Origin of the sequence: Aeromonas sp. FDAARGOS 1410 (assembly GCF_019048745.1) — a bacterium.
Taxonomy (GTDB): Bacteria; Pseudomonadota; Gammaproteobacteria; order Enterobacterales; family Aeromonadaceae; genus Aeromonas; species Aeromonas jandaei.
On record NZ_CP077401.1, the window covers coordinates 3727827 to 3745800 of the forward strand.

Genomic DNA, 17974 nt, shown 5'->3' on the forward strand with positions numbered 1-17974 from the left:
CTCACACCTTGAGCTGGGAGACGGGATCTGCCGCCAGCGCTGCAAACACATCCTTGACCCGACACTCCTCGCACATCAGCAGCCGCTGGGCGGCCTCGTTCTGGAAGTGGGAGTGACCGGCCAGTTTTTGCTGGATGCGGCGGATCATCGAGGCGGGCGCGAACGGCTTGGCGCAGCGAATGCAGCAGGCGGCCTCTTCAGCTTTCAGGCTCTGCACGGCGCGGCGCGCCTCGGGCACAGGTTGCAGGCGGGGCACCAGCACGATGGCCTGCTCGGGGCAGGCCTTTTCGCACATGCCGCATTGAATGCAGTCCTGCTCGATAAAGTTGAGGCCGGGGGCATGACCCACCGCATGCAGGGCACGGCTCGGGCAGACCGCCACGCAGCCCATGCAGAGGGTGCAGTCAGCTTCTTTCAATTCCACGCTGCCGTAAGGGGCGCCGTGGGGCACCGCCAGCGGCTCGCGGCTCCCTTCGTTGGCCTGCCAGAGGGCGTCGAAGGCGGCAAACAGGTTTTCCCGTTTGTCCCCTTTGAGCGGCTTCTCCAGCAGGGCTACGGCTGGCTGGCCGGAAACAGGCTCACCAGCATCTGCGTCAAACAGAGCAATGCGATCGGCAGCAAGGCCGGCGCCCGCCAGTAGCACGGCCGCGCTCGCCAGCTCCCGCTCAACCAGCGCACGGACACTTGCGGGGGCATCATCGCCCAGCGCAATGCGCACCCCGCAGGCGCCATAGGCGAGGGCGGCAAACCAGCTCTCGATGCCTAAACTCGCGCTCTCCTCCACCCAGATCGGCAGCCAGTTGGCAGGCAGGCGGGTGAGTTCGGCTTCCACCCATTCGCGCTCGTTTTCACCGGCGATCAGCAACTGGGGCGCTTCGCCACCCGCCTCCCGATAATGCTTGAGCAATCGGAACAGGTAGTCGCCGCTGGTGTTGGCATCGGGCTGGTGATAAGCAATCGCCCCGGTCGGACAGGCAGAGGCACAGCTGCCAAAGCCCTGACAGAGATGGGGATCGATCTGAATGCGACCATTGATGGGCTTGAGGGCATCGGTCGGGCAGACATCGAGGCAGCGGCTGCAACCTGGCACGCCGCGGGCGGTAAAGGCGCAGGCCTCGGGGTCGAGGCGAAAATAGCGCGGCTTGTCGAAGATACCGGTCAGCGCACAGAGCTCGGCAAGCCGTTCAGCCAAGTCGGTGTCATCAGCCAGATGCAGATAACCGACCGGCGGACGTTCCAGCGCAAAGAGCGGGGCGCGGCCCAGATCGGCCACCAGATCGAAGCGCGGTGCGCGTGGCTGTTCACTGACAGCAGCCGCTTGTTGTGGGAAGCAAAGCGCAGCCAGATTAACCCGCTCCCCCTGCCCATTGAGGCCGGTGAGCTGGAACTGCCCCAGATACCCTGTCAGGCTCGGCTCGCGCAGGGTCAGGGCCGCGAGGGATGCGGTAGCATCAAAGATGGCTTCGAGATCCGCCGCCTCGGCATCGTGGACCGCTTCGCTCACCAGCAGGGTGGGCTTCACTCCGGCGGGCAGCAGGCTGGCGGCGCGGCGAATGCGATCTTCCGGGCCGACCAGCAGCAGGCGCCCCTGACTCTGGTAAGAGACAGTGGCCGGGATCAGGTTGTCGGTCTTGACCGTATGCTGCAGGGCATAGGCGCGAGCGCGCGCGTTATGCGCGGCCGTCCCCGCCCCGTCGGTCAGATTAGGGCTCAGATTTGGCAATGTTTGTTCAGTGCTCACATACACTCCTGCGCGCGCCACCTCATGGGATGGGCGCTTGTTGGTAAGCCGAGAGAGCAAGAGCCGAGCCAACTCCCCCGGAAAAAAAGTGACTGACAGGGAGTCAGGATCCTGAGGGTTCCATTCCCCCAACTTTGGTTGGGACATTTTGTCCACCAGAGGAAACCAAAATGTCCCGATCGTCGGTGTGGGTTTGAGAATGGTTATCAGCCAGCTCGTGCGGCTCGGCGGCAGGTTCGCTGGCAAGCGCCACCGGTTCAGCGGATCCGCTGGCCGGATTGACCGATTCGCTCTCCGGGGCGGTTACCTGCTCTACCAGCCAGTTGCGCAGGCCAGCGGTCAGGGCCGCAGGCAGCAATTCGGGTCGGCTGAAATCCTGGGTGTAGTCGTCGAGCCCATCCGGTTTATGGCTGCGAAACATGGCCCGCAGCGCCTCCTTGTCGGGAAGTTTGGCCTTGCCCGGCTGAGCCATTTTCAGTTGCGACTCGCCACTCTCCAGCCTCTCAACGGCAAGGAGTTCACTGCTCCCCTTGTCAGTGCTGACTACGGGGCTATCCAGCGCAGTATCTGGAGTTTCACCTTCGCCACTGCCTTCGATGGGGGTGGCAACTGCCTCGGGGCTAACCTCTTCCCTCGGCTGCAATGCCTGATGCTTGCGCGCCTCACTCTTGCGAGACGACCAGCGCTTGAGGAACTCACTCATGGGCGCGATTTCCGCTGTCGCAGCCACGCTCGCGGCCATCGGGGCCGGTGGCTTTCACGGCGCCGCAGCTGGCTTGATCTACCGTATCGACACCGAGCTGATCCTGCGCCCGCCCCTTGCCCTTCTTGCCCTTGCGACGGGCCTCCAGCAGCTCGCCGTGACGGCCGATAAAGGCCTCCACCCAGGCTTGCAGCGCCTCGGGCAGCGGACAGGAGAGCACCTGCCGCTCGCCATCCATATAGGCGGCGGCCACGGTCTGGCTCAGGGTCAGGCCATCGGCCACAAAGCCACTGTCCACGCGGCTTCCGGTGACAAACAGGCGGGGCGAGCCGGAGCTCAGGTTAAAGCGATAATCCCCCCGCTCATCGCGAAACAGGGTAAGGGGCAAGGCACCGGCAGCCTTGGGCTCGGCGGGGTGGAGCGCCGCTATCTCGAAACGGCGGCTCTGCCAGCGGCCAACCTGACTGTCGATGGCCTTTAACTCCAATTGCAGCCAGCGCTGCGGGGAGAGGGGTTTGGTTGTCTCTTGCACTGTCACGGCTCCCATCAGAAGGTCTCTGCCGGGCCGCCCTCCCCCGTAATCCACCCCGTTTGGGACGGTTCAGAGCAACAGATTCAGGGCGGCCACGGCCATCAATGGGATAGGACATAGCAAGAGTGGGGCCAAGGTGGGATGGGCTGTTCCACCTAGGCGTAGGTAGGATAACAACAATTCCAATACACGACCGTCCGAATACGCTTCGCTATTCGAACCTACGTTTCTATTTACCCCATAGAGTAATAACGGCTTGAATTACGCCCACAATTATCAATCCAACAGTTAACCATTTCATTGCCTTAGCCTGTGCAATATTTTCTCTATGTTTTCTTTGTTCCTCTTCATAATTAGATATTGTAACTAATGCTTGCGGCGACAATTTAAACCCATTATTACAGGATTCCAAATCACCACTCAGAAGAAGAGATTTGAGAAGCAGATCATTGTATCTTAATTGACGACTTTTATCTGGATGAAAAACCCAGCGCGCTGTATATAACAGCGTAGATAAATTAATAGCACTTGTACAATAACTATGGCTATTGTTATCTAACTCTTTTTCAAGAAGTAGCTTGAGCACTTCGACTCTCTCAGAACGAATCAGTTCTTTTTTATTAAAAAGGAACTGATGTCCCTTCCCTATCAAAATCTTTATCTTGTCAACTGGTATAAGTCCTTCATAAAAATATTGAAAAATTGATTCATATCGTAAATCATAGGGACCATAAAAATATGTTATATCTAATTCATACTCACCAAGAAGATAAAATGGAATTGATACAACTCCAAACTCCATATTATTTTCCCAATACATTCCTGTGACACCACCATGGCATACTTCATGACAGAGCAATGTCCATGTGTTATCACGTGATCTAAAGTAGACTACATAGCAGTCAACTTTTTTGGCATCATCCCCACTTCTTGGTATTCGCTCCGGCGCAGGTTTTTTTAGCAAACGACCAAGAATAAACCGCTCAATTGAATTCAATGTCCCCTCCATCTAGAATCATTCTAAACACATATATCATCATCCATAGAGCATACTTAAAAACGTCTAGCTAATAAAGTTTTGCAGCACTGAGAAAATAAAATTAAAAATATACATCAATAACATCTCTTAAATTTAAAACATATTATTCTTCAGTCAGAAATCTGGAACAAAACTTGCTGTATCCCTCCCCTTAGATCCCGGCAACCGGTCGCGAGGGGCCCATGAGACCGACCTTTATCAAAAGCAATGCCGCAGCCCAGCTCACCATGGCCGTCGAGGTGATGGATGAGCAGGGCACACTGCAAACCCGCCAAATCGCCTGTGAGCGGCCACTGACGGTCTACCTCAACTGGAAGGAGATCGTAACCCTGATGACGCTGGGGGCCCGCCCCGAGGCGCTGGTGCTGGGTTATCTGAAAAATCAGGGCTTTATCGAGGATATTGCAGCCATCGAGTCGGTGATCGTCGACTGGGAGAGCGAGGCCGCCGCCGTGGTGAGCAGTCAGCAGGCCGCCGATCTCGACAAGTCACTGGAGAAGAAGACGGTCACCTCCGGCTGCGGTCAGGGCACCATGTATGGCAGCGTGATGAAGAAGCTCGAAGGGGTGGTCTTGGCGGCGCCCGAGCTTAAACAGAGCACCCTCTACGCCCTGCTCAAGGCGCTGTCGGCCCATAACGACACCTACAAGATGGCGGGAGCCGTGCATGGCTGCGCCATCTGTCGCGGCAGTGAAATCCTCTCTTTTGTCGAAGATGTGGGGCGCCACAATGCGGTGGATACTCTGGCGGGCGAGCTCTGGATGCGCGGCGAGGCTGGCCACGACAAGATCTTCTACACCACCGGGCGGCTCACCTCGGAGATGGTGATCAAGGTGGCGCAGATGGGCATTCCGGTGCTGCTGTCGCGCTCCGGCGTCACCCAGATGGGGCTGGATCTGGCGCGCCAGCTCGGCATCACCATGATTGCCCGCGCCAAGGGGCGCCACTTCGAGGTCTTTAGCGGCCACGACCATATTGTGCTGGACGAGAAGCCGCCGATGCTGGCGCCCGGTTCAACCGGTCGCGGGATGCGAGATTAAGCCATGAATGAATTTATGAATGTGAAGCAGGTGGCCGAGTACCTCGATCTCAACGAGAAGAAGGTCTACCAGCTCGCCAACGAGGCGCGCATCCCCGCCACCAAGGCGACCGGCAAGTGGCTGTTTCCGCGATCCCTGCTCGATCGCTGGCTGCTCGGCAGCTGCCACGAGGGGGTGATGAACGACCGGCTGCTGCTGGCGGGCTCGGACGACGTGCTGCTGCACTATGGTTGCAGCAAGCTTGCGCGGCAGCTCGGCACCCAGGCTCTGGTGGGCTACACCCCGTGCGGCACCCGTCAAGGGCTGGCGATGCTGGCGCGCGGCCATGTGGATCTCTGCGCCATCCACTGGGGGCAGGCCGAGGAGGCCCACCTGCGCCATCCGGCGCTGGTGCAGCAGTATCAGGGCCACCGGCAATGGGTGATCGTTCATGGATTTCGGCGGGTGCAGGGGCTGGTACTGCGGCAGGGGTTGCAACCCAAGGAGGCGAAAGAGGCGCTCGACTGGCGCTGGGCCATGCGTCAGGAGGGGGCAGGCAGCCAGCGCGCCCTGCAGGAGTGGCTGCAAACCCAGGGGGAGTCGCTGACCCGGCTGGAGCGCACCCTCGAGGTCAACAGCGAGCGGGAGCTGGCCGCCGCCATCAGCCGTGGCGATGCCGACGTCGGGCCGGGCGCCCAGAGCACCGCCACCGAGTTTGGCCTCGGCTTTATGCCCTTGTCGCAGGAGTGCTTCGATCTGGTGATGCCGCAGGGGGTCTTCTTTCGCACCCTGCTGCAACAGCTGATCGGCTGGCTGCAATCCCCCGAGGGGCGCGAGCTGGCGGCTCGCCTCGGCGGCTATGACCTGAGCCAGAGCGGCAAGCTGGTGTGGAGCCCGCAGTAAGCGGCCCGGCACGACCTAACCCCTCCCCCTCTCCCGCATTTCACCGTCTCCGCAATTTCCCGTCTCACTGGCTGCCCGGCCTGCGAGACGGTTTGCCTGCCTCTGCCTGACACTCTTGCTCCCCATCCAAGCTGCCAAATCGGAGGGAGTGCACTGGCGACCTCCATCCACCTGTAACAGGCGCTCAGAACGGGTTAGCCCTCGGTATAAGTTAAAACCGGGTCATTTTGGCAAAACCCATAAATTTAATTTATACCGACTGTTTTGCCCCGGAGAGGCCATCAAGGTCGGTCCGGCCAACCCCGCAGCAGCCCCCTCCGATCCGCCAGAGCCGCCATAAAAAAATCCCCAAGGTTTGCTTGGGGATTTTTCCGTTGCACGAAGGTGAAGGGTTACTGACCGCGCTCGCCGCCGGAATCAAACCCCTCGGCATTGAGGGCAATGCGCCACCCTTCGAGCTGGGCCGGTTCGCCGCCGCTTGGCAGCAGGGCGTGGCTGCGCAGCCGCACGGTAAAGCAGCTCCCCTGCCCCGGGGTGGAGTCCACCAAGAGCTCGCCGCCCCAGCGGCTGATGATGCGGTGACTCAGTGCCAGCCCCAGCCCGGTGCCGGTGGCGCGGGTGGTGAAGAAGGGGTCGAAGATCTTGTCCATGATGGCCGCCTCGATGCCGCTGCCGTTGTCGATGACCCGCACCAGCGCCCCCTGCAACACGCCCGCCTCATCGAACCAGTCGCGGCTCTCGACCCGGATCTCCCCCTGCTCCCCCAGCGCGTGGCTGGCGTTGACCAAGAGATTTATCAGCACCTGCAGCAGCTGCTGGCGATCCGCCTCGATGGGTTGCTGGGCCTTGAGGTCGGCCACCAGCGCTACCTGCTGCTGGCGCAGGGCGGAGCGCACCAGAGTCAGGCTCTCCTCGATGATGGGGTTGAGGTGCTGCCACACCGGCGCCGTCTCGTAGTCGCCGGGGCGCGAATATTGCAGCAGGCTGCGGGTGATGGCGCGAATGCGCTCGATCTGGGTCAGCACCAGCGCCAGCTCCTCGCTGACCGGCTCGGCCGCCTCCCCCAGCTCCAGCTTCATCAGCTCCACGTTGCCGAGGATCACCGCCAAGGGGTTATTGATCTCGTGGGCCACCCCCGCCGATAGCTCGCCAAGGGCCGCCAGCTTCTCGCTGATGAGCAGCTGCTGGCGCGCCTCGGTCAGCATCTGGATATGCTCCTCCAGCTCGGCGGTCTTCTGCTTGAGGCTTTGGGTGCGCTCCGCCACCTTCTGCTCCAGCTCGTCGGCGCTGCGGGCCATCTGCTGCTGGTGCGCCTCCTGCCGGTCCAGCATGGCGTCGAACTGGCGGCCAAGCTGGGCCAGCTCGTGGTCGGGGTCGAGGGCCAGCTCGCCGATGCGGGCCGACTGCCCCGCCTGCACCTGCCGCACCACCTTGTGCATCCGCTCGATGGGGGTGAAGAGATCCCGCGCGCTGCGATAGACCAGCAGGCCCGAGATGAGCAGCAGCACCACCACGCCGGAGCCAAGCTCCACCAGATTGGTGAGGTAGGTGCGAATGATGGGCCACTCGAGGAAACCGACATAGAGCATGCCGATCCGCTCGCCTCTGGCACCCAAGAGCGGCTCGTAGCCCGAGACATACCAGGCGTCATGGACGAAGGCGCGGTCAATCCAGAGCTCGCCCCGCTTCAGCACCTGCTCGCGCACCGGCGGCGAGACCCGGGTGCCCACCGCCCGGCCCACCTGATGGCTGCTGCTGATCGGGACGTTGGTGCTCACCCGCAGATCGTCGAGAAACAGCGTAACGGTGCCGACACTGCCATCCGGCAGGGTGTTCTTGGCAAACACCTGCCCCTTGATCTCGTCCACCAGCCGGGTGCTGCCGTTAATCAGTTCGCCCCCCTCGAGCACCGCCCAGAGGGAGCCGTCACGGCCCATCACCGGCGTCAGCGAGAGGCTGATCAGCCCCCGGTTCTCCACCACTTTGGTGCCATCCCGTTGCCACAGCACGGCCCGCTTGGCCAACAGCGGCGAGAGGGCGCGCATCTCCTGCTGCGACCAGACCACGAAGTGGCTGACGCTGCGTCCGGCACGCAGGGCCGTCAGCTCCTGTGCCGTCAGGGTGTCCAGCTCGGCGCCGCGGCGCAGACGCAGAAAATCGAGGCCGTAGTTGGATGCCAGCGGCATCACCCAATCCTGCAGCTGATCCGGCGATTCCCGCAGCCGCAGCTGAAAGGCCCAGGCATCGCGCAGGTGTTCGAGGTGCTCGCTCTGGCGAGTCTGCTGCACGATCACCGCGTGGTGGGCGCCAGCCAGATCGCTTCTGACCGTGGTGAGCAGGTTCTGCCAGCTGTAGGTGAGCGTCCAGTAGAGGGTGAGCGCCACCATGCCCGCCAGACTCAGCATGATGGGCATGGAGGTGAGCAGCAGCAGGCGCCAGCGCACCTTGGTGCGCACGCAACGCGGCAACAGAATTCGGATACAGCGTGACAACAGGCTCTTTTTCATCGCCACTCCCTTGGCATCGGCAGACCTCATTCGATGGCCCACTCCTTGAACTTGCGATCCAGCGTCTTGCGCGCCACCCCGAGCACCCGGGAGGCGGCCGACTTGTTGCCATCATGATTCGCCACCACTTGCAGGATGTGGGCCTTCTCCACCTCGGCCAGCGGCCACTCCAGCGGATAGCCGTCGCCGCCATCGCTTTGCGGCGCCGGCTGGCTGCTCTGCCAGTAGTCGGCGGGGGGCTTGCCGAGCAGCAGGCAGCGCTCGATAAGGTTGCGCAGCTCGCGCACGTTGCCGGGCCAGGGGTAAGCCTGCATCGCCACCACATCCTCGTGGGTCCAGCTCAAGGAGCCCATCCCCATCTCGGCAGTGAGCTGGCGGGTAAAGTGGTGCACCAGCGCGGGGATATCGTCGATGCGCTCGCGCAGCGGGGCGACCGGCAGCGCCACCACGTTGAGACGATAGAAGAGATCCTCGCGAAAGCGACCCGCCTCCACCTCGGCCTTGAGGTTGCGGTTGGTGGCGGCGACGATGCGCACATCCACCGCCAGCTCGCGCTCGGCGCCGACCGGGCGAATGGCCTTCTGCTCCAGCGCCCGCAGCAGGGAGGCCTGCATCGCCAGCGGCATTTCACCGATCTCGTCCAAAAAGAGCGTGCCCTGATGAGCGACCCGAAACAGACCGTCACGCCCCTTGCGGGCGCCGGTAAAAGCCCCCTGCACATGGCCAAACAGCTCGCTTTCCAAAAGCTCCGGCGCGATGGAGGCGCAGTTGAGGGGCACAAAGGCCCCGACCCGACCGGAGAGCTGGTGCAGGGCGCGGGCCACCAGCTCCTTGCCGGTACCGGACTCCCCCTCCACCAGCACGGCGGCGTTGGAGGGGGCGACCCGGGCGATCAGGGTCTTGAGCTCGCAGGTTTTGGCGCTGTCACCAATCAGGGTGGGCGGGAAGAGCTTGCTCACCTCCCGGCGCAGCAGCAGGTTCTCCCGCTCCATCTGGCGGCGCTCGATGACCCTGTCTACCGCCTGCACCATCTGATCGAGATTGAAGGGTTTGAGAATAAAGTCACTCGCCCCCAGACGCAGCGCCTTGAGGGCGGTCTCCATGTCGCCAAAACCGGTCATGAAGATGATATCGCTGCGGCGGGTGCCGGGCTCGATGGCCTCGTGCCACTCGATGCCGGAGCGCCCCGGCAGGCGGATATCGGCGATGATGAGATCAAAATGGAGGCGGCAGCGCAGGGCTTCCGCCTCCTCCACGCTGGCGGCTGTCTCTATCTGGGCGAAGCGCCTGGCCAGCGCCTTGGCCAGAAAACTGCGCATGCCGGGCTCATCGTCGACGATGAGCAGGGAGAGGGCAGACCAGCGGCCGGAAGAGACTGTCATGAAAAAAAGCACCTCGAATACAGGTAAGGTCGGAGAATGTCCCGATAACCGGAACTTTAGTGGGACATTTTGTCCTTCCCGTATCAAAATCACCAACCCCAATTATTAAAAGCGATAACCGGCTCACCTAATTGCCACAATTAACCAACTGTTTTTTAAGGGTAAAGAGCTAATCACAGTGGTATGAAACAGTTTGGCACCCCGCTTGCTTGGCTGTTCCCTCTCTCACCTGCCCTGAAAGTTGCATCACAATGACGATAAAAACCAACTTCAAACGTTTTGCCCTCTCTCTCGCCGCCAGCCTGCTGATCGCCGGGGCTGCCCATGCTGACACTACCAAGGCGCCAATCCGCCTCGCCACCACCACCAGTACCGAACAGTCCGGTCTGCTGGGCTGGCTGCTGCCCCAGTTCACCAAGGAGACCGGCTATCCGGTGCAGGTGATGGCGGCCGGTACCGGCCAGAGCCTGAAGATGGGCGAGAATGGCGACGCGGATCTGGTGATGACCCACGCCCCCTCTGCCGAGAAGAAGTTTGTCGACGCGGGCTTTGGCATCGAGCCGGTGCACCTGATGTACAACGACTTCGTCATCGTCGGCCCGGCCAAAGACCCGGCGGGTCTGGCCAAGCTGCACGACGCGGCCAAAGCGCTGCAAGCCATCAAGGATAAGGGCCAGACCTTTATCTCCCGCGGTGACGAGTCCGGTACCCACATCAAGGAGAAGACCCTGTGGCAGGCGGCTGACGTCAAACCCGAGTTTGCCGGCTACAAATCCATCGGCCAGGGGATGGGTCCGACCCTGACCATGGCCTCCGAGCTCGGAGCCTACACCCTGACCGACCGCGGCACCTGGCTCGCCTACCAGAGCAAGCTGGATCTCGCCGTGCTGCTGGAGGGTGACAAGCGCCTGTTCAACCCCTATCAGGTGATCCTGGTCAACCCCAAGCGCTACCCGGATCTCAACACCGAAGGGGCCCGCACCCTGAAGAACTGGCTGGTCTCCGAACATGGCCAGAAGCTGATCGGCGACTTCAAGGTGGCCGGTCAGGCGCTGTTCGTGGCCGACGCCAACACCCAGTAATGCCCGCACCGACCGACATGGCGGCGCAGCTGGCCCTCCCCCTGAACCATAACGGGGGAGGGTCCTGATGACGCTGCTCGACACGACCCTGGCGGCCCTCGCCCTGCTGTTCAACGGCGATACCGAGCTGTGGCAGGTGGTGGGGGTCTCCTTCTCCGTCTCCGGCATCGCCCTGCTGCTGGTGCTGCTGCCTGCGCTGCTGCTGGGCTTTGCGCTGGCCTACCTGCCGCTGCCCGGCCGCTGGCTCTGGCTCTCCTGCATCAACACCCTGCAGTCGGTGCCGACCGTGGTGATCGGTCTTTTGCTCTACATGCTGCTGTCGCGAGCCGGCCCTTTTGGCGACTGGAAGCTGCTCTTTACCCAGCAGGCGATGGTGGTGGGGCAGATGCTGATCGCCTTTCCGGTCATCGCCACCATGGCTCACGCCGCCTTTGTCCAGAGTGACCGTCGCGCCTGGGAGACTGCCCTGACCCTGGGCGTCTCCTGGCCCAAGGCGCTGCTCGGGTTGATGCACGAGTGCCGCTTTGGCCTGCTGGCGGCGGTGATCGGCGCCTTCAGCCGCATCGTCACCGAGGTGGGTTGCTCCATGATGGTGGGGGGCAACATCCTGCACTTTACCCGCAATATCCCCACCGCCATCGCGCTGGAGACCCAGAAAGGGGCCTTCACTCAGGGGGTGGCCCTCGGCATAGTGCTGCTCACCCTCGCCTTGCTGCTCAACCTGCTGCTCACCGCCTGTCGCGGCCAGAGCTATCTGAAGAATTGACCATGCCCGCAACCCACAGGAGTACCCCATGGCTCTGACCGCCCACCAGCTAACGATGCGCTTTGGCGACCGTCAGCTGTTCGAGATTGAGCGCCTCTCCATCGCGGCGGGAGACACCATCTGGCTGCATGGGGCCAACGGGGTGGGCAAGACTACCCTGCTCAAGATCCTGGCGGGGCTGCTCCCCCCGACCCGCGGCCACACCAACCTGCCGGGGCGCTGGCAACGGCGGCTCAACCGCCTGCTCAAACGGGATCTGGGGCCCGGCCGGGTCACCTATCTGCACCAGACCCCCTATCTGTTTGATCGCACGGTACACGACAATGTCGCCTGGGCGCTGGACAAGCAGATCGGCAGCGAGGTACGGGTGTTCGAGGCGCTGCGCCGGGTCGAGCTGGAGGGGCTGGCACGGGAGCACATCAGCATTCTCTCGGGTGGCGAACGGCAACGGCTGGCCATGGCCCGAGCCTGGGCACTGCAACCCGCTTTTCTGCTGATGGACGAGCCCACCGCCAATCTGGATGCACATTCGGTTGCCCTGATGGCCGCATTGGCGCAAGATCTGCGGGAACATGGCAGCGGCCTGGTGGTGATCAGTCACCAGCACAACGCCCTGACCGACCTGTGCGAGCGGCAATGGACCCTCGCCCGTGGCCAGCTGCAAGAGACGACCCCTTTAAAAATCATCGAGCGACATGACTTCAAGAAGCGAATCCCCCTCTAGCCCTTTTCCCGTGTCGGCAGTGATCCTCGCCGGCGGCCGCGCCACCCGGATGGGGGGCGAAGACAAGGGATGGGTGGAGCTGGCAGGACGCCCGCTGATCGTCCACGTACTGGAGCGGCTGCGCCCCCAGGTGGACGAGATCCTCATCAATGCCAATCGCAGCCACGACCACTATCAGGCGCTGGCTCCCGTCATCAGCGATGACAATCGCGACTACCTCGGCCCGCTGGCGGGCATGCAGGCTGGCCTTGCCGCCGCCCGCCACGACTGGGTGCTGTTCGTCCCCTGTGATGGCCCAGCCCTCCCCCCGGACCTGATGAGCCGCTTTCGCGCCGCCCTGACCCCGACGACCGAGCTGGTAGTAGCCCACGACGGCGACTGGCTGCAACCCGTGGTCGCCCTGCTGCACACATCCCTGCTCCCCTCCCTCAGCGCCGCACTGGCCGAGGGGGAGCGCAAAATCGATATCTGGTTTGCCCGCCATAATATGGCGGTGGTGAGCTTTGCCGATCAGCCGGATGCCTTTATCAATCTCAACAGCCCGGGCGAGCTGGCCGCCTACGAGGCGCGCCTGCAAGACGCCACCGGACAAGGAGCCACCTCATGACCCCGGCCCCCACTCTTCCCCTGCTCGGCTTCGCCGCCTGGAGCGGTACCGGCAAGACCACCCTGCTCGAGCAGCTCATCCCGCTGCTGACAGGGCGCGGCCTGCGCATCGGGGTGCTCAAGCACGCCCATCACGACTTTGATATCGACCAGCCGGGCAAGGACAGCTATCGCCTGCGCAAGGCGGGCGCCCAGCAGATGATGGTGGCCTCCCGCCGTCGCCATGCCCGCATCATTGAAACCGAGCTGGCCGAAGCCGATTTTCGCCAGCTGCTGGCAAGCTTCGATCAGACAGAGCTCGACCTGCTCTTGGTCGAGGGGTTCAAGCACGAGCACTTCCCGAAAATCGAGCTGCACCGCGCCGAGATTGGCAAGCCGCTGCTCTTCCCCGAAGACCGGGACATCATAGCGCTGGCCAGCGACCAGCCCGCAGAGACCACCCTGCCGCAACTCGATATCAACGACCTTGAGGCTATCGCCGACTTCGTCTGCAGCTGGCTTGACGGCTGCCAGACTCGCGAGCAGGAGGCTGGTAGCGGCTTTTTGTCGGTCGAAGCGGCCCGCAACGCCATTCTGGCGGCCCTCACCCCAAGCACCGCCTGCAGCGACAAACCGCTGGCCCAGTGCCACGGCGCCGTGCTGGCGACCGATCTGATCAGCCCCATCAATGTGCCCCCCCACGCCAACTCGGCGATGGACGGCATTGGTCTGCGCAGCGACGATCTCGCCGCCGGTCGCTGGCAACTGGTGGGTGAAGTGCTGGCGGGCCAGCAGCGCCACGAGCCGGTGCTGGCCGGTCAGGCGGTGCAGATCATGACCGGTGCCCCGCTCCCCCCCGGGGTCGATACCGTGGTGATGCGCGAAGAGACTCATATTGAGGGTGAGTGGGTCACGGTCACCGCCCCCGTTCGCGCAGGGCAGAACGTGCGTCAGGCCGGTGAAGATCTGGCCAAAGGTGCGGTCGCCATCCCGGCCGGTACCCGACTCGCCGCCCCCCAGCTGGGGCTGGCGGCATCGCTCGGGCTGGGCAGCCTGCCGGTGCGCACGCCGCTGAAAGTGGCACTGTTCAGCACCGGCGACGAGGTACAGGCACCGGGCGAACTGCTCGCCCCCGGCCATATCTTCGACAGCAACCGCTTCACCCTGATGGCCCTGATCCGCGCCGCGGGTTGCGAGGTAATGGACCTTGGCATCATCCCCGATGACAAGACCATCCTGCGCCAGCAGCTGGAGCAGGCTGCCGCCAGCGCCGATCTGGTGCTGAGCTCCGGCGGGGTCTCGGTGGGCAACGCCGACTTTATCAAGCTGGTGCTGGCAGAGCTTGGCCAGATCGATTTCTGGCGCATCCAGATGCGACCGGGCCGCCCGCTCGCTTTTGGCAAGCTGGGGCAGACCCCCTTCTTCGGCCTGCCCGGCAATCCGGTGGCCGCCATGGTCTGCTTCCTGCAATTTGTCGAGCCAGCCATCGCCCGCCTGCAGGGCAAGCTGTGGCAGCCGCTGCGCCTGTCGGTACTGGCAGACGAGAAGATGAAGAGCCGCCCGGGTCGCACCGAGTTCCTGCGCGGCATCTTCCATCAGGATGGCAACGGCCAGCTGCGGGTGCGCACCACGGGGCCACAGGGCTCCGGCATCCTGAGCTCGATGGCCGATGCCAACTGTCTGATTGAAATCGTCCCCGCTCAGAGCGGCATCGCCGTTGGCGAGCGGGTCTGGATCCACCCCCTGCAAGGACGACTGGCCTGAATCCCGACGGGGCGCAGGCCGGATGCAATGCGCCCCCAGGTCACTTTAAACGAGGCTCACTGTGCGTCTTGATGCCCCCTTATCCCGGCTCGATCTGCTGGTCTACGGCCACTATCGCATCGTCCATGGCCTGCGCATTGCGCTCGCCTTTATGCTCACCTTTCTGCTCACCCGCCAGCTGCAACTGCCGGAGAGCACCTGGCCGCTGATCACGCTGGTGGTGGTGATGGGCCCCATCTCGTTTTGGGGCAATGTGCTCTCCCGCGCCCTGCAGCGGGTGGTGGGCACCATCTTCGGCGCCAGCTGCGGGATAGTGGCGCTCTATCTCGAGATCTACTCCCTGCCGCTCACCCTGATCTGGTGCGGCTGCATCATGTTCCTGTGCGGCTATCTGGCGCTCGGCAAGCGCCCCTATGTGGGATTGCTGATCGGCATCACCCTCGGTGTCACCATGGGTGCCCAGCCGGGGGATATCCATACCGCCCTCTGGCGCAGCGGCGACGTGGTACTGGGCTCCCTGCTGGCACTGCTCTTTTGCAGCATCTACCCCCAGCGGGCCTACAGCCACTGGCGGCTGCAACTGCACCAGATCCTGCAGCAGTCGGGACGGCTCTATCACACCCACCTCTCCCCCAACGTGCTGGAGCGGCCGCAGCTCAAACACAATCTCTCCCAGCTGCTGGCCCAGACCGGCAAACTGCGAGCCCTGCTGGCACCGGCAGCCAAGGAGACCCGCCACAGCATCGCCCTGTTTGATGAGGTGCAGGTCACCATGCGCAATACCCTCTGCACTCTCGAGATGCTGGCCAACACCTACTGGAACGATCGGGAGAGCCACTTCCTGATGCAGAGCACCCGCGAGCTGCACGAGTGCCATCAGGCGACCGAAGAGGCGATAAACCAGCTTGCCCGGATGCTGCAAACCGGCGACGGGCGCGGAGCAGAGGCCGCCATCGCCCGTCTGCACGAGCTGGCGACCCGGGTCAACCTGCCCGCCAATACGGAGACGGCCATCATCGGCTATCTCTGGCTCAACGTGCAGCTGACCGAGCAGCTCACCCACCTGCGCCGCCTGCTGGGGCTGATCCTCACCGTGCCCCATCGCAAACAGCCAGCCTGAACGCCATAAAAAACGCCCCGCAGTTGCAGGGCGTTTTACTATCTGACTGGCCGCTTGGGCGGTGAGGGCTATAAACCTTAACTGGCATTGGCCAGCGGCTGTTCGGGGGTGAGGTAGAGGGAGAAATCCTGAATACCCGCCTGCAGGGCGGCAAAGCAGTCGGGGTCGATAGCGGTGCCCAGATTCTCCGCCATCATCTCCAGCGCCTGCGGCACGGGGATGGCACCGCGGTAAGGGCGCTTGGCGGTGATGGCATCGAAGATGTCGGCCGTGGTGATGATGCGCGTCTCAAGGGTAATCTCGTCCCCTTTCAGCCCCTTGGGGTAACCTTTGCCATCGAGTCGCTCATGGTGGGCGCCCGCTACTTGTGCCAGCTCCTCGAAGGCGCCGATGCGGCTCAGGATCTCCTCGGTATAGGCGGCATGCATCTGCACCGCCGCCCACTCCTGCGCATCGAGCTTGCCCGGCTTGTCGAGAATGGCGTTGCTCACCCCGAGCTTGCCCACATCATGGAGCAGAGCGCCCCGCTTGAGCCAGCGTCGGCGCTGTTCGGACAACCCCATCTGGGTGGCAAGAATGTCGGTATAGAGCGCAACCCTGCCGCTATGACCCGCGGTGTAGGGACTTTTGGAGTCCACCACCTGCCCGAAGGCCGCCGCGATTTCGTCCAGATAATCCTCATCCAGCGCTACTTCGCCCTGTCCGGCCGGGTGGACCAGCACCCACTCGGTCAGTCGGGGATCGGCCAGTCCTTGCCAGAAAGCATCGTCCGCCAGTGCTTCAAATTCGCGAACCAGCGCCGGATCAAACCAGCTGCCGCTGCGCTCGCGCAGCTCCTTGAGCGCTGCATCCGGGCCGGCGGCCGCATGAAACACATCCACCACCTGGCAGAGCAGGGCAATACGGGAGAAGAGCGGGATCGCCTCCCCTGCCAGTTGCAGGGGGCGACCTTTGCCATTCCAGTGTTCATCAAGGGAGAGGATTCCATTGGCTACATCATCACTGAAACGGAGTTGGCGAGCGATATCCGCCCCCCGATGACAGCGGGTCTGGATCAGTTCGTTGGCAATCTGGTCGCCGTTGCGAAAGATATGAAACAGGCTGCGAAAACGTCCCAGCAGATCCGCCTGCAAGCCGGTATGGCCCAGCACGAAGTTGACTACCTCGGAGAGGGAGCCATCCACCAGTTTGAAATCGCGTTTGAAGCGAAGATCGTCGGTGAGATAGAGCTCGCAGATGCGGGCAGCATTGCTGCTGCACCCAAGATCCTTGAGCAGGAGCGTGTAGTAGAGATCATGGCGCAGCCGGGCATCCAGTCCCAGCCGCTCCCCCAGACGGGAACCTATCCAGCAGCAGCGAATGCAGTGCCCTCTTGGTTGCCCCTCGGTCATGTCGAGCGCATGACTGAGGGAACCAATCAACTCCGCCAATCGCAATCCATTCACCGTCATAGTCTACTCCCTTAGACATCATGGCGATTTTGCCAGCTGCTTATATATACCCTATCTGGTGCCGGATAGATCTGGATTCAGTTGAATTTAGGCAGCAGCCTTGCCCTGATTTACCCGCTCTTCCAGCTCAGCACGGCTCAGGGTAGAGACGAAGCGACCGTCGAAGTAGATATCCATCAACTCGCCGCGCTTCTCGCCACGCATCATGCTGCTGCGACCATCCAGATAGTGCACCTCCATCTGGGCGGTATGCTCGTCGGGATAACTGATCTCCACCTCACGCACCCCTTGCGGCAGCATGGCCAGCGGCACTTTGTGAAGAGAGGGGTCGAGGTGCTGGTTCACCTTGATCACCGGGTCGACTTTCATATCCACCACCGCCGGTGACTTGCCGGTGATGGGGTTCTTGCCAGTCCAGAATTCGATGGTATTGAAGACGAACAGGTCGGCAGTCGCCGCCAGACCATAAATCGGGGAGAGCAGCATAAAAACGCCAGCCCGGCCGTAGCGGTTATCCACTACGCTCAGATTGCCCTTGGTCACCATGCCGGATAGCCCCATCTGCCCCATGCAGCCGCTCAGCCCCATGCTCGCAACCATCATCAGCAACGCGGCCGCCCGCCCCTTCTGTTGTCGTACCATCTTGTTCTTTTCCT

At 62.5% G+C, this 17974-nt stretch carries 16 protein-coding genes; 8 read left to right on the top strand and 8 right to left on the bottom strand.

Going from position 1 to position 17974, the window contains the following annotated elements:
* Position 1 precedes the first annotated feature (1 nt).
* The 4 genes from I6L40_RS17320 to I6L40_RS17335 all read right to left on the bottom strand — a co-directional run bounded on the left by I6L40_RS17320 (position 2) and on the right by I6L40_RS17335 (position 3985).
* The gene (locus tag I6L40_RS17320) at positions 2 to 1741 is read right to left on the bottom strand and encodes a 4Fe-4S dicluster domain-containing protein (RefSeq protein ID WP_216994634.1); all 1740 of its coding nucleotides are present in this window, start codon (positions 1739 to 1741) and stop codon (positions 2 to 4) included.
* 103 nt (positions 1742 to 1844) lie between these two features.
* Positions 1845 to 2444, bottom strand: coding sequence for a DUF3306 domain-containing protein (locus I6L40_RS17325; RefSeq protein ID WP_216994635.1), 600 nt, complete (start codon positions 2442 to 2444; stop codon positions 1845 to 1847).
* Complete coding sequence (locus I6L40_RS17330) at positions 2437 to 2991, bottom strand: DUF3305 domain-containing protein (protein WP_216994636.1); 555 nt, start codon at positions 2989 to 2991, stop codon at positions 2437 to 2439. The genes I6L40_RS17325 and I6L40_RS17330 overlap by 8 nt, the downstream gene beginning before the upstream one ends.
* A 214-nt stretch (positions 2992 to 3205) precedes the next feature.
* Complete coding sequence (locus I6L40_RS17335; RefSeq protein WP_216994637.1) at positions 3206 to 3985, bottom strand: hypothetical protein; 780 nt, start codon at positions 3983 to 3985, stop codon at positions 3206 to 3208.
* 212 nt (positions 3986 to 4197) lie between these two features.
* Between I6L40_RS17335 and I6L40_RS17340 the strand changes: the two genes are divergently transcribed.
* Both I6L40_RS17340 and I6L40_RS17345 read left to right on the top strand, forming a co-directional pair.
* Positions 4198 to 5055 (top strand): formate dehydrogenase accessory sulfurtransferase FdhD, encoded by an 858-nt coding sequence (locus I6L40_RS17340; RefSeq protein WP_216994638.1) that lies wholly within the window; start codon positions 4198 to 4200, stop codon positions 5053 to 5055.
* A gap of 15 nt (positions 5056 to 5070) precedes the next feature.
* On the top strand, positions 5071 to 5937 hold the full coding sequence (locus I6L40_RS17345; RefSeq protein WP_083593401.1) for a helix-turn-helix transcriptional regulator: 867 nt from the start codon (positions 5071 to 5073) through the stop codon (positions 5935 to 5937).
* Between the two features lie 392 nt (positions 5938 to 6329).
* On the opposite strand, the gene I6L40_RS17350 is transcribed toward I6L40_RS17345, so the two are convergent.
* The gene (locus tag I6L40_RS17350; protein WP_216995448.1) at positions 6330 to 8444 is read right to left on the bottom strand and encodes a HAMP domain-containing sensor histidine kinase; all 2115 of its coding nucleotides are present in this window, start codon (positions 8442 to 8444) and stop codon (positions 6330 to 6332) included.
* A gap of 26 nt (positions 8445 to 8470) precedes the next feature.
* Positions 8471 to 9826: a sigma-54 dependent transcriptional regulator gene (locus I6L40_RS17355; protein ID WP_182925970.1), complete on the bottom strand. Its 1356-nt coding sequence runs from the start codon at positions 9824 to 9826 to the stop codon at positions 8471 to 8473.
* A gap of 251 nt (positions 9827 to 10077) precedes the next feature.
* Here I6L40_RS17355 and I6L40_RS17360 point away from each other — a divergent pair, with 251 nt between their 5' ends.
* The 6 genes from I6L40_RS17360 to I6L40_RS17385 all read left to right on the top strand — a co-directional run bounded on the left by I6L40_RS17360 (position 10078) and on the right by I6L40_RS17385 (position 15867).
* Positions 10078 to 10908: a substrate-binding domain-containing protein gene (locus tag I6L40_RS17360; protein ID WP_216994639.1), complete on the top strand. Its 831-nt coding sequence runs from the start codon at positions 10078 to 10080 to the stop codon at positions 10906 to 10908.
* A gap of 64 nt (positions 10909 to 10972) precedes the next feature.
* Positions 10973 to 11674 (top strand): ABC transporter permease, encoded by a 702-nt coding sequence (locus tag I6L40_RS17365; protein WP_104014170.1) that lies wholly within the window; start codon positions 10973 to 10975, stop codon positions 11672 to 11674.
* Positions 11675 to 11702: 28 nt separating this feature from the next.
* Positions 11703 to 12398, top strand: a complete 696-nt coding sequence (locus I6L40_RS17370; RefSeq protein WP_216994640.1) for an energy-coupling factor ABC transporter ATP-binding protein — start codon at positions 11703 to 11705, stop codon at positions 12396 to 12398.
* Positions 12370 to 13005, top strand: a complete 636-nt coding sequence (mobA, locus tag I6L40_RS17375; protein WP_216994641.1) for a molybdenum cofactor guanylyltransferase MobA — start codon at positions 12370 to 12372, stop codon at positions 13003 to 13005. Before I6L40_RS17370 ends, mobA begins: the two co-directional genes overlap by 29 nt.
* A complete protein-coding gene (locus I6L40_RS17380; protein WP_216994642.1) occupies positions 13002 to 14747 on the top strand; it encodes a bifunctional molybdopterin-guanine dinucleotide biosynthesis adaptor protein MobB/molybdopterin molybdotransferase MoeA in 1746 nt (581 codons plus the stop codon). The genes mobA and I6L40_RS17380 overlap by 4 nt, the downstream gene beginning before the upstream one ends.
* Positions 14748 to 14808: 61 nt before the next feature.
* A complete protein-coding gene (locus I6L40_RS17385; RefSeq protein ID WP_216994643.1) occupies positions 14809 to 15867 on the top strand; it encodes an FUSC family protein in 1059 nt (352 codons plus the stop codon).
* Between the two features lie 77 nt (positions 15868 to 15944).
* On the opposite strand, the gene I6L40_RS17390 is transcribed toward I6L40_RS17385, so the two are convergent.
* Together I6L40_RS17390 and I6L40_RS17395 are read right to left on the bottom strand one after the other, a co-directional pair.
* On the bottom strand, positions 15945 to 17318 hold the full coding sequence (locus I6L40_RS17390) for an HD-GYP domain-containing protein (RefSeq protein WP_216994644.1): 1374 nt from the start codon (positions 17316 to 17318) through the stop codon (positions 15945 to 15947).
* A gap of 87 nt (positions 17319 to 17405) precedes the next feature.
* Positions 17406 to 17960 (bottom strand): DUF3332 domain-containing protein, encoded by a 555-nt coding sequence (locus I6L40_RS17395; protein ID WP_041208956.1) that lies wholly within the window; start codon positions 17958 to 17960, stop codon positions 17406 to 17408.
* Positions 17961 to 17974: the final 14 nt, after the last annotated feature.